This window comes from Bacillus timonensis (assembly GCF_004799755.1).
In the GTDB taxonomy this organism is placed as follows: domain Bacteria; phylum Bacillota; class Bacilli; order Bacillales; family Bacillaceae_L; genus Ferdinandcohnia; species Ferdinandcohnia timonensis_A.
The window spans coordinates 1-13,319 of the sequence record NZ_SLUB01000004.1 but is presented as its reverse complement, the minus strand read 5'-3'; the positions used below and the strand labels follow the sequence as shown (position 1 = coordinate 13,319).

At 36.5% G+C, this 13,319-nt stretch carries 18 protein-coding genes; 2 read left to right on the top strand and 16 right to left on the bottom strand.

Translation table 11 applies throughout. From position 1 onward, the window contains the following. Nucleotides 1-116: 116 nt before the first annotated feature. From E1I69_RS03535 to E1I69_RS03520, 4 genes are all read right to left on the bottom strand, one after another. Nucleotides 117-560, bottom strand: coding sequence for a YlbF family regulator (locus tag E1I69_RS03535; RefSeq protein WP_136378236.1), 444 nt, complete (start codon nucleotides 558-560; stop codon nucleotides 117-119). Nucleotides 561-637: 77 nt separating this feature from the next. Then, on the bottom strand, nucleotides 638-1,036 hold the full coding sequence (locus E1I69_RS03530) for a hypothetical protein (protein WP_136378235.1): 399 nt from the start codon (nucleotides 1,034-1,036) through the stop codon (nucleotides 638-640). Nucleotides 1,037-1,131: 95 nt separating this feature from the next. After that, nucleotides 1,132-1,371: a YlbE-like family protein gene (locus E1I69_RS03525; protein WP_136378234.1), complete on the bottom strand. Its 240-nt coding sequence runs from the start codon at nucleotides 1,369-1,371 to the stop codon at nucleotides 1,132-1,134. Nucleotides 1,372-1,389: 18 nt separating this feature from the next. Further along, entirely contained in the window at nucleotides 1,390-1,779 is a 390-nt protein-coding gene (locus E1I69_RS03520) for a YlbD family protein (protein ID WP_136378233.1), read from the bottom strand. Nucleotides 1,780-1,918: 139 nt separating this feature from the next. Here E1I69_RS03520 and E1I69_RS03515 point away from each other — a divergent pair, with 139 nt between their 5' ends. Beyond that, the gene (locus E1I69_RS03515; RefSeq protein ID WP_136378232.1) at nucleotides 1,919-2,413 is read left to right on the top strand and encodes a PaaI family thioesterase; all 495 of its coding nucleotides are present in this window, start codon (nucleotides 1,919-1,921) and stop codon (nucleotides 2,411-2,413) included. 45 nt (nucleotides 2,414-2,458) lie between these two features. Here the strand turns inward: E1I69_RS03515 and E1I69_RS03510 are convergent, their stop codons facing one another. From E1I69_RS03510 to safA, 3 genes are all read right to left on the bottom strand, one after another. After that, the gene (locus E1I69_RS03510; protein ID WP_242634528.1) at nucleotides 2,459-3,523 is read right to left on the bottom strand and encodes a CAP domain-containing protein; all 1,065 of its coding nucleotides are present in this window, start codon (nucleotides 3,521-3,523) and stop codon (nucleotides 2,459-2,461) included. 115 nt (nucleotides 3,524-3,638) lie between these two features. After that, the gene (locus E1I69_RS03505; protein WP_136378231.1) at nucleotides 3,639-4,064 is read right to left on the bottom strand and encodes a CBS domain-containing protein; all 426 of its coding nucleotides are present in this window, start codon (nucleotides 4,062-4,064) and stop codon (nucleotides 3,639-3,641) included. Nucleotides 4,065-4,073: 9 nt separating this feature from the next. Continuing rightward, nucleotides 4,074-4,667 (bottom strand): SafA/ExsA family spore coat assembly protein, encoded by a 594-nt coding sequence (safA, locus tag E1I69_RS03500; RefSeq protein WP_431731856.1) that lies wholly within the window; start codon nucleotides 4,665-4,667, stop codon nucleotides 4,074-4,076. Between the two features lie 196 nt (nucleotides 4,668-4,863). Between safA and E1I69_RS03495 the strand changes: the two genes are divergently transcribed. Next, nucleotides 4,864-5,232: a YugN family protein gene (locus E1I69_RS03495; RefSeq protein WP_136378229.1), complete on the top strand. Its 369-nt coding sequence runs from the start codon at nucleotides 4,864-4,866 to the stop codon at nucleotides 5,230-5,232. 40 nt (nucleotides 5,233-5,272) lie between these two features. Here the strand turns inward: E1I69_RS03495 and E1I69_RS03490 are convergent, their stop codons facing one another. From E1I69_RS03490 to cyoE, 9 genes are all read right to left on the bottom strand, one after another. Next, complete coding sequence (locus tag E1I69_RS03490; protein ID WP_136378228.1) at nucleotides 5,273-5,668, bottom strand: Asp23/Gls24 family envelope stress response protein; 396 nt, start codon at nucleotides 5,666-5,668, stop codon at nucleotides 5,273-5,275. A 76-nt stretch (nucleotides 5,669-5,744) separates the two neighbouring features. Beyond that, complete coding sequence (locus tag E1I69_RS03485) at nucleotides 5,745-6,254, bottom strand: GNAT family N-acetyltransferase (RefSeq protein WP_136378227.1); 510 nt, start codon at nucleotides 6,252-6,254, stop codon at nucleotides 5,745-5,747. A 141-nt stretch (nucleotides 6,255-6,395) separates the two neighbouring features. Continuing rightward, nucleotides 6,396-6,857 (bottom strand): DUF420 domain-containing protein, encoded by a 462-nt coding sequence (locus E1I69_RS03480; RefSeq protein WP_136378226.1) that lies wholly within the window; start codon nucleotides 6,855-6,857, stop codon nucleotides 6,396-6,398. Between the two features lie 28 nt (nucleotides 6,858-6,885). Then, nucleotides 6,886-7,803 carry a cytochrome c oxidase assembly factor CtaG gene (gene ctaG / locus E1I69_RS03475; RefSeq protein ID WP_136378225.1) on the bottom strand — a complete coding sequence of 306 codons (918 nt, stop codon included), beginning with the start codon at nucleotides 7,801-7,803 and terminating at the stop codon, nucleotides 6,886-6,888. Nucleotides 7,804-7,964: 161 nt separating this feature from the next. Then, nucleotides 7,965-8,291 carry a cytochrome c oxidase subunit IVB gene (gene ctaF, locus E1I69_RS03470; protein WP_136378224.1) on the bottom strand — a complete coding sequence of 109 codons (327 nt, stop codon included), beginning with the start codon at nucleotides 8,289-8,291 and terminating at the stop codon, nucleotides 7,965-7,967. Nucleotides 8,292-8,295: 4 nt separating this feature from the next. Continuing rightward, nucleotides 8,296-8,916: a cytochrome (ubi)quinol oxidase subunit III gene (locus E1I69_RS03465; protein ID WP_136378223.1), complete on the bottom strand. Its 621-nt coding sequence runs from the start codon at nucleotides 8,914-8,916 to the stop codon at nucleotides 8,296-8,298. Next, complete coding sequence (gene ctaD, locus E1I69_RS03460; protein WP_136378222.1) at nucleotides 8,916-10,790, bottom strand: cytochrome c oxidase subunit I; 1,875 nt, start codon at nucleotides 10,788-10,790, stop codon at nucleotides 8,916-8,918. Before ctaD ends, E1I69_RS03465 begins: the two co-directional genes overlap by 1 nt. A gap of 25 nt (nucleotides 10,791-10,815) precedes the next feature. After that, nucleotides 10,816-11,883: a cytochrome c oxidase subunit II gene (gene coxB, locus E1I69_RS03455; protein ID WP_136378221.1), complete on the bottom strand. Its 1,068-nt coding sequence runs from the start codon at nucleotides 11,881-11,883 to the stop codon at nucleotides 10,816-10,818. A 107-nt stretch (nucleotides 11,884-11,990) separates the two neighbouring features. Beyond that, nucleotides 11,991-12,929: a heme o synthase gene (gene cyoE, locus E1I69_RS03450; protein ID WP_136378220.1), complete on the bottom strand. Its 939-nt coding sequence runs from the start codon at nucleotides 12,927-12,929 to the stop codon at nucleotides 11,991-11,993. Between the last annotated feature and the right edge of the window lie 390 nt (nucleotides 12,930-13,319).

Below are 13,319 nucleotides of genomic sequence, written 5' to 3'. Positions count from 1 at the left end.
TTACATTAGATTATTTAATAGTGTAGCATAACAAGTTAAAATTTTACAATATGAAATAAAGTAGAAAACTTACCTTTTTCTGAAAATAACCTTAGCTTGGTATATTTTTACTAGCATCACTTACAACCGCAAGCTCCACCACTTCCACAGCCGCCACCACAGCTTGAGATGGAATCAAAATAAGGATTCCCAGTTGGGACTTTAATATGCTTCGATACAGCTTCACCAAGTAGTACGCTAATTTCATCAAGCACCTTTTGTAAATTATCTTCAGCTTTTTTAAAATTAGCAATGGATTCTTGAAGATCAAGCTGTCTTTTTAATTCCCTGGTCTCCTTAGAAACTGTTCGAAAATCAGGATGGTATTTTCCAAATCGTTGAACCTCTTCATATTTTTCCTTCATTCTTTGAAATTCAGCGATTAACTTTTGTGCTTCTCTATCTTGTTGTAAATTATATAAACAGCTTCGGTATTCCTCTGCTAGTTCTGAATGTAGAATCATCGATGAAATTTCTTGAGCCTCGTCAAGAATTTCAATTTTTTCAATTGTGGCAATCAAAATTAACACCTCCATTATCACTATACCACGAATTTTTGTGAATCGCATCTACTGCGAAAACGAAAAGCTAATAAAATTTAGTGAATTTGGACATGAATTTTATGTTCAAGAGGATATTTAGTTAAGTCATTATGTACAACTTGAATCGTTAATGTATGTTCTCCCTTAGAAAGACCTTTAATAATAAAGGCTGCTGTCGAAACTTTTTCGATCCTCTTCCCGTCGACTATGACATTTAGATGGCCCTCACCATCTCTTTTTTGACCACCACTTTGTTTGAATGTAAAATTCGGGATTATGCACTCTAGATATACATCATTCCCTCTAACATGATGCTCCACTTGAAGGAATCGTTCATTTTCTACCTCACTGGTTTCGCTAAAAGAGGTTTGGTTAATATTCTGGGCTGCAACGGATATTTCATTTATGTGAATCGGGAAGCATAGAAAAGAAAGAAGGAAAAAAAACTGGAACACATTCTTCAACTCCTTTTTTCCTAGTTTTTCCTTGAACCCTTCAAATATCCTTGAACATTAAAAAGAAGGAGCCCTAAAAAGGTGCGGCTCCATTCTTAATCACTTTGTCGCATCCCTTGGTACATCTGTAGCATAAATGAGGCCATCTCTAAAGACTGGTTTATTTTTTGTACTTTATGTGGAATGGTTTGTTTGAAATAAGCTTTTGCCTCATTTTCCAAGACTTGAAAGTCTCTTGGATTTCTCGTTAATTTTCGGTACCAAATTGGATTTTGACGGACAAACGCTTGTAATTGTTTTTTGGATTTGAGGTATTCATATGTTTCTTGTCGCATCCTAAACTCCCTTCTCACCTAATCTTTTCGAAAAGCAAAAGGATGTTGATGCTTTTGGGTAGTGTTCACCTGCTGTTGATTATCATCCCCACGAAACTGGTGAATCACGGCTTGAATGGTTGAAATGGCTTCGCCTACATTTGTGATTGTCTGCTGGAGATTATCCATATCTGCATTTTTAATGGATGAAAAAATTTTTCCAATAAAATCGCCTTTTCCACTATCTTCTTTTTTACTATCCTTGTCTTTAAACTTAATCCACTTCTCATCTTCCTCACCGAGTATATACCAGTCTTCATATACTTCCTGCCACTTAAGTGTTCCTTTTCTCACTTCCTGAACAAGTAAAGGATGTTTTTTGACGAAGGCTTTAAATTCCTGAACGGTTGGATGAAGTTTTCTCCCCATTTAAATCACCTCGATATTCATACAATTGCCTACTATAGTTTATCTTTATTAAATTGAATGGTTCGCCCAAATTGCCAAAACGAGATGTATATTGATAAAATGAGAATTATAAAAATATTATGGATTTGAGGTTATGATAATGGAAGATCGGATTCTACATAAATTACAAACATTTTTCCATGAGGCAGATGAAACAGAAAAACAAATAATGGAGCATGTAATCGATGCGGTGATTCGTAAACAAACAAAAGAAAATGGCTCCTATATTGGAGCCTTATTGCAAACAAATCGACGTGTTGTTGATGACGAAACCTATGAAATTATTATTCCAAATACGGAACTAATTCAAAATCCATTACAAATTGTTCATGGTGGTATCACTGCCACTTTACTTGACTCTGCAATGGGTTCAGTAGTACACCATGTCCTCCCTCGAGAAAAAGCCGCTGTAACAACTGAAATGAAAATAAATTACGTGGCGCCAGGAATCGGAAAAGAATTACGGTGTGTAGCACACATGATTCATAAGGGAACAAAAATATGTGTAACCGAAGGAAAGGTATACCGTGATGACGGAAGATTAATCGCACATGCAACCGGAAGTTTCTTTATTATTGATCGACCAACAAAATAAAAACAGGAGATAAAAGACCAGTAAGCAAAACCATGTTAGGTTCGCTTACTGGTCTTCTTCGTCCCATGCTTGTATAAAGTTTTGTGTGTAGTATTTTTCGTACACCCCAACTCCCAGGTAATTGTATTCTTCATTTAAAAGGGCTTCACGATGACCTTCACTATTTAGCCAGCCTTCGACAGCAGCAATTCCGTCCACATATTTTGCTGCAATGTTTTCTCCTGCCAATTGATACCGAACCTCTCCTTCCTCAAGTCTGTCCGCAAGACCACCTTTTGTTGGGGAAACATGGTCAAAATATTGATTTTCTTGCATATCTTTACTATGTAAATAAGCCACTTCTGCTAATTGTTCGTCGCTTTTTAATGGATGTATTCCATGTCTTCTCCGGATGACATTCGTAATATCAAGGATTTGCGCTTTGTTACCCTGCTCAATTTCTTTCCACTCTGCCGCAGTGATCTCTTTTGCGGAGAGTAATTCTCCTCGGTAGGCTAATTCATAGGGACGAAGTTTGACTAAAGTTCTCCCGTCTAAAAAACGAACACTTGATATTTTGTCCGTGAATGTATCCACGTATAGTTGAATATAGACATTTCCCATTGCAATTAATGGTCTTACTTCCATTTCCTGATCTGTTAACTCAAATCGATAAGGATTCTTATCCACGTTTAATGAAATTTTTGGCTTTATTAACCCTTTTGACCGGATTTCAGATACTGGTTGTCCAATTTCAAAGGGTTCAACGAGAACGTCATTGCCCGTTCCAAATACGGTGACAACTCTACCATTTTCAATTCCCACCTGGATATAATTTTGAGGATTTGTGTTATATACCCACCAATCATAATCATAGGATGAGCGATCAATGCGATGGGGTTCTCCTAGTTTTTCTTTTATTTGTGTACCATCCATACCAATGAAAGAGATTAGGCCGTTATATTGGTGAATTTCTTTTTGAAGAGGGATATTTTGTTTCGCTATGCTTTTATCTTTTAGCTTGGTTGGTGTATGCTCAACACCATTCACGAGTCCTGTTCTTCCGTGATTATTAGAAATATAATAAAAGCCAGAAGCCAATAGTAAGATGGTTACTGCAATCTTAGTCAATTTCAGAATAACCACTTCCTAACATCGAAGGTATTTCTACTATGTATATTAAAATTTTGCTAGAGTTATGCGTTGTTGGAGAAAAAATAAACAGGCACCCATCTGGTGCCTGCATTCAATGAAGTTGATCTTGTTCGGAAATATCACTTAAAGCTTCACCTGCATAATTATCAGATCTTTCATTCGTCGATAAATCACCAAGTGATAACATTCCAACTAATTGGTCATTTTCTACAACTGGAATGCGTCTAATTTGATGTTTCGCCATTAACTCAGATGCTTCCTCAAGAGAAGTATCTGGTGTACATGTAATTAAGTCCTCACTCATCACATTTGTCACTTTATTTGATCCTGACCTTTTTTCTGCATATCCACGAACCACCAAATCACGATCAGTGATCATTCCAATTAATTTATTATCTTCTAAGATCGGAATCGCACCGATATCTAAATCCTTCATTTTTACAGCTACTTCATAAACATTATCAAGGGGCGTACAATATTCAACATCAGTGCTCATTACATCGCGTACAGAATCCATTGTAACCTCCTATTTCCCAATAAACATTTGTGTCCAGTAATGTCGTTTCGAACCACCTTCTGCATATCCAACACCGATATGTGTAACATCACTCTTTAAAATATTCGCACGGTGTCCTGGGCTGTTCATCCAAGCATTCACAACTTCTTGTGGTGTTCTTTGTCCAGCTGCAATATTTTCTGCAGCCGTACGATATGAAATACCGAAGTTTCGCATCATTGTAAATGGTGAACCGTATGTCGGTGATGTATGCTCAAAGTAGTTTCGGTCTCTCATATCTATGGATTTATAGCGTGCTACCCGTGACAGTTCCCAATCAGTCTTTAATGCCGGCAAACCATATTTTGCACGTTGTTGGTTGGTTAATGAAATAACCTGATTTTCAATACTTTTGACATTATCTAAGATAGGAATCGTAACTTTTTGACCAGGATAGATCAGGTTGGGATTTTTAAACTGCGGGTTCGCTGAAATAATTTCCGACAAACCTACCTGGTAGCGTACCGCAATTTTCCATAACGAGTCTCCTCGTTGTACGGTGTATGTAGTTGTACCTTGTCCATGCGCTATAAATGGATGACTTAAAACAAACAATAAACTCATAAAAATAACAAGTATTTTTTTCAATCTTGTCCCTCCTTTCGATGTTAGTTTGACCAAAATTGAAAAATTTCACCAAAATATTTTTTATTTTTCGTGACATATTAATGTCAAACGTTGCAACTTGTATCTTTTCGTACTATTATTATACTGAGAACATATAAATCGTTGGTTGACGGTTTTTGGAGGGATTTTTTATATGAGATTTGAAAAAACGGGGATTGAGAACATCACAATCGAACTACCAAGATTAACTGACATAATGAGATCACAAGGATTTATTCTCGCAGGTCAGTGGGATTATGAACGAATTACATACGACCGTAAGTTTGAAATCAAGGGGGATATTTATTACCTTCGTGTTCAAGGGTATGCGGTTGAAGGAATTATCGAAGAAAATGCAAAAGATGCAGTAATTAAACTACTTACTCCATTTGTTGGTAAGTACTATTACCCACATGGAGTTGAATATGGCGAAGATGAAAACTTCCCAGCTTCCTTAGTTGATCAATGCAACCGCATCCTTGCAAAAGTAAAAGAAGATATTGACGCAGTTGTAAACGCATAATAAAGCAAAAACAGGAACAGCCAAGGCTGTTCCTGTTTTGTTAGTTTGTCACTAGTACTTTTGAATTTGTAAGTCCTTCTACCTTGATCGTTAGACTTGAAACACTAATGTCAGTCATACTTTTTATCTCATGTAAAATTGCTTGTTGTAGTCGTTCACAGGTCTTTTTAATTTCTAAACCGTATTCAACGGCAATTTTTACTTCAAGGGCAATCCCTTCCTCTTCTTCAATAACCGTTATCCCATTTTTATGGAAATTCCGGTGTAGAATGCTGGAAACACCATCCTTCAAGCCAGAAACAATTGTTACGCCTTCAGTTTCTTCAGCACATATGGATGCAATCATTGCCAACACATCATTCTTAATATAAAGAGAACCATTTTCCAATGATTTACGAACCATCCCAACCACACTCCTTCTCATTTTCAAAGCCAAAAGGTTACTCCTACCATATGCAAGAAGGGCTGTATTGGGCACTAGTCTAGAAAATTTCTTTGCCAAATCGGTTGTATTAAATGACCTTACGAAGTTCCCAAGTTAAAAATCTGCCATCCTTCCTCGTACATCTCATCCCAAGTTTTTCAAACAACCGAATGGATTGATAATTACTGTCGCTACATTCCATTAATACCTTTTTCGCATCGGCTTGAGTAACTAACCAATCAATTAAAGCATCAACGGCTTCATACGTTAAATTGGACTTCTGATCATCACGATTCATCGTATACGTTAATTGGACGTTTCCTTTTTTATCAGGTTTGCCATGAAGATAAATATCGCCAATAATTCGTTTATCAGCGTAATTAATAATTAGCCATAATCCCCATCCATAATAACTCTCATCCTTTTCAAGCTTTTCTATATAAAACGGAAGAATACCTGTTATTAATGGAGATGGCCAGTTTTGTGGAATCGTTATAGGTGATCGTTTTTCAAGTTCTATACGATGAAATACTAACGATTTGGCAATATCCAACGAACATGGAACCAATAATAAGTTTTCTGTAAAAATTTCAATCATCCTTAACACTCCCCTCTTACGAAAATGAATAATGGCTGTGGTGTTAATTATGTGAAACGAATTACAAAATAAAAAGGTGCTCTAGAATATTGTATTCTAGAACACCTTATACATATTACAAACAATCCTCTTTGTCGCTTGTTAAAAGCCTAAAATTGCTTTCAACATGGATGTTGTTTCTCCACCCTTATAAAAGACATACAGCAAAAAGTATACTGCTACGCCCGTTATAGCTGAAAAAAACCAAATGATGCTTGTAATCGGTCCAAGCTTCCGATGCTTTGCAATTTTATTTTTATAGCCAAGATATAATGTAATGACTCCGAATATCGCACCAGTGGTTGCCAAAAAGATATGAAAGATTAAGAAAATCGTATAGTAGATTTTCACATCGTCAGGACCACCGAATGAAGTATTTCCGACAAACATCGTTCTTGACATATAAATAATGAAGAAAATCAAAGCAAAAATCGCAGCAGTTGTCATCGCTTTTTTATGAGCCTCAATTTTTTTCTGTTTGATTAAATACCAACCGATGGCAACAGTTACTGCACTTAACACGATAAAAGTGGTGCTTATAGTAGGCAGAATCGGTAAATTCATGTTAAACCTCTCTCACAGTCTCTCTTCTTTAATTTGTTTGTGGTTTTAGTAATTGCTCATCTAATCGCTCATCTAATAATTTTTCTTCTTCACGTTCCTTACGAACCCATTCAAAGAATACTTTGCCAAGTAAAATCGCATATACGAACTCTTGAATTATTTTCATAATGACACCGCCAGTACGTTGGTCTTCAAGCGGTGGCATAAAGTTAAACATCTCTGGCCCCGTAAGATTAATACTCGACAACATAGATTCTGGTACACATAGTGCGAGTGCATTCATCCATGACCCAAGATCGGTATATGTTGCATACATTGCTGTATCTGCAAAAATGATGAGCGCACATGCAGGTGTTAATAACATACCGTCAGCAAAAATATAGCCAACTTTTTTGAGACCACTCAATGTGTTCCACTCTTCTAGTTTGTTGATCAATGGCCACCACATAAAGAAGGCAGCAATAAAAATAAAAATGGTCGTTGCAGCATGTATATATACACCGGTTTTTACATAGTCAAAAACGAGGGGAATATGATACATAGAAAATGAACCGTTAAACAGAACTAAAGCAATTAATGGCTTCGTAAGAAATTTAAAAACTGGTTTTATTCCCTTGAGATTTATAAACTTTCGCCATAACCAATTTGGGACACCTAAAATGAAAAATGCTGGTACGATTAAATAAAGAATCGCCATTTGTGTCATATGGGCTGTCATGGTCATGTGTCCTAATAAATCAATCGGACTTCCCTTACATACATAAAGTAAAATGATCCCAATTACAAATAATATTTTCGTTTTAAACGAAGTAGGTTCAGAATGAGCAAATCGATGTCTCCAAGGACCGACTATCATAAAATATAAAATCGTTATGATTAATAGTGATGCTAAAAAATAGGGACTCCATAATGCCCGAAAACCAAAGATATCGATAGACATCTCCATCTCACCCCTTTTAGTAGTATTGACAATGTTCAGATACTATTAATTATACTCTTAGGGAAATAGCCATGCAAACAAACCAATTATGAACATTTCTTGTCTAAATTAAAATAGGCTTCAAATTGAAAAAAAAGCCGGCTATTACACCGACTTTTTCTAAAATCTTACCACCAAATGATTGTCATGAAGCATAGAACTGTTACAGCAGCAATTAATACTCCCGAAAACATGAACATTTTTGGTGCTTCATGTCCTTTATGATTCATGTGCATGAAGTAATACAATTGTAAGATGACCTGAATCACAGCCAAAAGTAGGATTAATGGTACAACAACATAAGGTGAAAATTGCTCAGATCCCACTGCAATAAAGGCAATGATAGTAAGAAAAATCATAAGAGCAAAAGAAATAACATGTTGTTTCATTTCTTCTGCACTTTTTCTTCTACGATAGGCTAAATCGACATTCGTGTTATTTGAATTATTTGCCATGTGTTTATCCCACCATTCCCATTAGATATACAACAGTAAAGATGAACACCCATACTACGTCAATAAAGTGCCAGTAAAGGCTGAAGACATAAAACTTAGGTGCATTATATAAATCTAATCCACGGTTCGCGTTTCGTATCATTATGGTAAGAGCCCAACATAATCCAAATAGTACGTGAGCACCGTGCGTTCCAACTAGTAAATAGAATGCAGAACCAAATGCGCTACCTGTAATAGTATGACCTAAATGTACATAATGTTGAAATTCATAGATTTCTAATCCTAAGAAAGAGGCACCAAGTAGTACAGTTAACCCTAACCAAAGCTGCATTTTCTTGAAATTAAAGTTCTTCATATGATACATCGCGTACACGCTAGTTAATGAACTAGTCAATAGGATCATTGTCATCGCAAAAGCTAGTGGTATTTCAAATAAATCCTGTGATGCTGGTCCTGTACCATTACTTTTGTTTAGTGCTAAATATGTTGCAAAAAGGGAAGCGAATAGTACTGTTTCGCCTCCAAGAAAGAGCCAAAAACCAATAAATTTATTTTTTCCTTCTAGGGTCGCTTTTTCAGGCTCTGCAGGAAATGTTTCAGCTGTTAATTTTTCTTCCACTTGCATTATGCCTCAACCCCTTTCTTGTCATCATCATCCATTAATTCTGCTTTGTGAATGTGGTATCCATGATCATCGATAATTGAACGTAAGAACATAGAACCGAAAGTAATGATTCCTCCAATGATCATAACTGGAACTGACCAAGCTACACCATCTGGATGGTGTAAGAAACCAAATGCAGCAACAAAAAGTCCAAAAGAAATCAATAAAGGTAAAATCGAACTATTTGGCATGTGAATGTCTCCAAGAGGTTCTGCAGGAGTCATTTCTTTTTTGCCTTGCATTTTTTCTACCCAGAAAGCATCCAAGCCTCGAACTAATGGTAATTGCTTATAGTTATAATATGGTGGCGGTGATGGAATTGCCCACTCAAGTGTACGTCCATCGCCCCATGCGTCAGCTTTAGCGTCTTCTCCTTTAATAGATGTAATGACAACATTGTAAAGAAGGACAATCACACCTGCTGCCATGAATGCAGCACCAATTGAACTGATTAAGTTTCCAAGTTCCCAACCATGGTTTGGTAAGAAAGTGAAAACACGACGTGGCATACCCATTAAACCTAAGAAATGTTGGATAAAGAATGTTAAATGGAAACCAATCAAGAATAACCAGAAAGTGACTTTTCCTAACGTATCATTTAGCATTTTACCAAACATTTTTGGCCACCAATAGTGAGTACCCGCAAATACTGCTAATACAACCCCACCGACAATAACGTAGTGGAAGTGAGCAACTACGAAATACGAATCGTGATACTGATAGTCTGCTGGAGCAGAACCTAACATAACACCAGTTACCCCACCCATGATGAAAGATGGAATAAATGCAACTGCATATAACATAGGTGTAGTAAATTTCATGGACCCGCCCCACATTGTGAAGAGCCAGTTAAAGATTTTAATACCGGTTGGTACGGCAATTGCCATTGTAGCAACCGCGAAAATGGAGTTTGCAATTGGCCCTAAACCTGTTGTAAACATGTGGTGAGCCCACACCATGAATCCTAAGAAACCAATTAATACAGTTGCGAATACCATTGAAGAATATCCGAATAGTCTTTTTCTTGAGAATGTAGCAAAGATCTCAGAGAAAATACCGAACGCTGGGAGAATTAAGATATACACTTCTGGGTGACCAAAGATCCAGAATAAGTGCTCCCAAATGATTGTGTTTCCGCCCATTGATGGAACGAAGAATGCTGTACCAAAGATACGGTCAAACATCATTAATAATAGCCCTACAGTTAATGGAGGGAATGCAAATAGAATTAATGCTGATGCTACAAACGTAGTCCAGGTAAATAATGGCATACGCATATAAGTCATTCCTGGTGCTCTCATGGTGATAATTGTCGCTAAGAAGTTAATACCACCAATTAAAGTACCAATACCAGAAATTTGAAGACCTAGTACATAGAAATCAATACCATGACCTTCTGAGTGTAAGGCAAGCGATGCATAAGAAGTCCAGCCTGCATCAGGCGCCCCACCCATAAACCAACTTAAGTTAAGAAATACTCCTCCAAAGAAGAATAACCAGAAACCTAAAGCATTTACAAATGGGAATGCAACGTCACGTGCACCAATTTGAAGTGGCATGACGGCATTCATAAATCCAAGTAATAGTGGCATGGCTGCTAAGAAAATCATCGTTGTACCATGCATTGTTAAAATTTCATTAAAAAAGCCAGCACTTACAAAGTTATTATCAGGTATAGCAAGCTGAATCCTGATAATGAGGGCTTCGATTCCACCAAGTAGGAAGAAAAAGCCACCAGCCATTATATAAAGTTTAGCAATCTTTTTATGGTCAACAGTAGTTAGATAATCCCATAAAACAGCACCAAACCCTTTTTTCTGAGTTAAAGTACTCACAATGTGACCTCCTTATTCCTTAATCTTACTCTTCGATTTTAAGTCCCATTAGATATTCAGCTAAAGCATCCAAGTCTTGGTCAGATAAACCTTTATTATCATAAGTTCCAGTCATATTGTTGCCTGGCTTAATTGATTCAGGATCCTTTAACCAATCCTTTAAATTATCTTTGTTAAATTCTAATTTACCAGCGATGCTTGAGCGATCACCGAAATTAGCTAAACTTGGTGCAGTCGGACGCTTTTCACCAGGATTTATTGCGTGACATGAGATACAGCCGTTAGATGTAAATAATTCTTCACCGGCTTTAGCAACATCATTTGCTGGAACATGTTCAGCGTCTTTAGCAGCTACCATTTTGTCCATCCACTGATCAAATTCAGCTCGTGGAACTGGCTTAACTTTAAAATCCATTAAAGCATGTGAAGGACCACAAAGTTCAGCACACTTACCATATAGTAAGCCACCTGCTTCTTCAGTACTTTCTGAGTCAAACTCTAACCAGAATTTGTTGACATTATCTGTGTTCGTGTCCATTTTCCCACCAGCTGCTGGAATCCAGAATGAGTGCTTTACATCTGCAGCAATGAGGTTAAAATAGACTTTTTCATCCATAGGAACAACTAGCTCCTGTGCAGTTACAACGCCTTGACCAGGGTATTCAAATTCCCACCAATATAAATTTGCAGTTACATTAACAACAACTGCATCTTTATCTTGTTCCATCGCTTTAACATCAGCTAATTTAAATGTAGCTGATACTGTTGGAATTGCAAGAATCAAAAGCAAAAGAATTGGAATAGTAGTCCAAATGATTTCTAAGGTGTGATTTCCTTCAACTTGCTTTGGAATCTTGTCCTCACCAACTTTTGAGCGTCTAAACTTGACTAAGGCAATAATAAAGATAATTGTTACAACTGCAATTACGATTACCATGATTAATGTTGCGAGAATCATTAAATCGAATTGCATTTTTGCAACTTCCCCTGCCGGACTAAGTGCAGATACGAATGGTTCCCCACACCCCGCTAACAGCAGCGCCATGAAACTAAACAGTGTTAACAAGCGCACTTTTGGTAGCCATTTTTTCATAGCTTATTCAAACCCCTCTTTCAATAATATTTTGCTGCTATCTTTATAATAAAGATATTAAATCCCCCTACTTGAAATAGAAGAATTATGTATATTTTGAAACTCACTTATACTAATGTCACGATAATCATTGTTACAAACATAATCGTTAAATAGTTAAGCGAGTAAACAAACATTTGTTTTGCCCATTTGATATCATCCTTCATTTTAAATCCCCTAATTCCAAGGACTAACCATCCGATGTTTAGGAGAGTAGCGATTGTAACAAATAGGGCTCCTAATGAAAACATATAAAAAGGAAGTGGCAGCAAGCAAAGAACCCAAATCATAATTTGTCTCTTTGTCATTGCAAAACCGTGTACAACTGGCAGCATTGGAATCCCTGCTGCACGGTATTCTTCAACCCGCCTCATTGCAAGTGCTAAAAAGTGAGGTGGTTGCCAAATAAACATTATCAAAAACAAAAGCCACGCAATCCCGTGTAAGTCTGGGTCAATCGCTGCCCATCCAATGAGTGGAGGTACAGCCCCGGATATACTTCCGATTACAGTATTAATTGTATACTTTCGTTTTGACCAAATTGTATATAAATATATATAGGAGAAAACTCCAATTAAACCAATTACAGCGGCGGTAACTGTAGTTAGGAGCAGAAATCCAGTTCCTATTAGTATGAGTAATATTCCCAATCCTAAAACATGTTTTGGATTAATTCTACCAGTTACAGTCGGTCGTACTTTCGTACGTTCCATTACATGATCAATATCGCGATCATAGTAGTTATTCACTGCACAGGAACCAGCAATTACTAACGCTGTACCTATAAGCGTATATAGGACGATATCTATTTCCTGCAAGAAGCTTTTTTCTGTAAAAAACAAAGCAAGCCAAACACCAGTAAAAGCCGTTATTAGGTTGGAATTAACAATCCCAATTTTAATAATTGCAAGGAAATCCTTATAAGCAGTTGTTACATTTTCCTGTTCCCGAATTTCTTTATTTTGTATTTTTTCATCTGTACCAAGTACAGACCTTGTCGTCGTCATCGAGAAGCCTCCTTGTCATTTTCGTACATCCATTCATACATCACAATATATCGCCTGCATACAGGAACTTGCTCAACCTAATTCCATATATGTAATAAAGTAATTTCTCTTTAACCATTTTTCACTAATATCAGTCTTAAAAAACGCAATCATATAAATAAAGCGTTTTCGGGTTACGGGGTATGTAAAATGAGAACATTTTTTATCTTATCAAGGTTATTATACTGTATATATTATAAATTATATTAAAAACTATCCTTTCTGTATATTAAATCACATTTTTTATGTTTTTTGTGAACATTTCGTTAAGAATTTATGACTTTTTTGTGTCCTTACACCAACATCAAAACCGCTATATAAATACTATTTGCACCTGTCTCTTATACACAT

Coding starts and splice junctions, on each gene's coding strand:
- safA (WP_431731856.1), bottom strand. CDS start 4,667: ATGAGTTTATTGTTTGTTTTAAGTCATCCATTTATAGCGCATGGACAA.
- E1I69_RS03465 (WP_136378223.1), bottom strand. CDS start 8,916: ATGCAAGTGGAAGAAAAATTAACAGCTGAAACATTTCCTGCAGAGCCT.
- E1I69_RS03495 (WP_136378229.1), top strand. CDS start 4,864: ATGAGATTTGAAAAAACGGGGATTGAGAACATCACAATCGAACTACCA.
- cyoE (WP_136378220.1), bottom strand. CDS start 12,929: ATGACGACGACAAGGTCTGTACTTGGTACAGATGAAAAAATACAAAAT.
- E1I69_RS03515 (WP_136378232.1), top strand. CDS start 1,919: ATGGAAGATCGGATTCTACATAAATTACAAACATTTTTCCATGAGGCA.
- E1I69_RS03505 (WP_136378231.1), bottom strand. CDS start 4,064: ATGGATTCTGTACGCGATGTAATGAGCACTGATGTTGAATATTGTACG.
- coxB (WP_136378221.1), bottom strand. CDS start 11,883: ATGAAAAAATGGCTACCAAAAGTGCGCTTGTTAACACTGTTTAGTTTC.
- ctaG (WP_136378225.1), bottom strand. CDS start 7,803: ATGGAGATGTCTATCGATATCTTTGGTTTTCGGGCATTATGGAGTCCC.
- E1I69_RS03520 (WP_136378233.1), bottom strand. CDS start 1,779: ATGGGGAGAAAACTTCATCCAACCGTTCAGGAATTTAAAGCCTTCGTC.
- E1I69_RS03485 (WP_136378227.1), bottom strand. CDS start 6,254: ATGATTGAAATTTTTACAGAAAACTTATTATTGGTTCCATGTTCGTTG.
- E1I69_RS03525 (WP_136378234.1), bottom strand. CDS start 1,371: ATGCGACAAGAAACATATGAATACCTCAAATCCAAAAAACAATTACAA.
- ctaF (WP_136378224.1), bottom strand. CDS start 8,291: ATGGCAAATAATTCAAATAACACGAATGTCGATTTAGCCTATCGTAGA.
- E1I69_RS03480 (WP_136378226.1), bottom strand. CDS start 6,857: ATGAATTTACCGATTCTGCCTACTATAAGCACCACTTTTATCGTGTTA.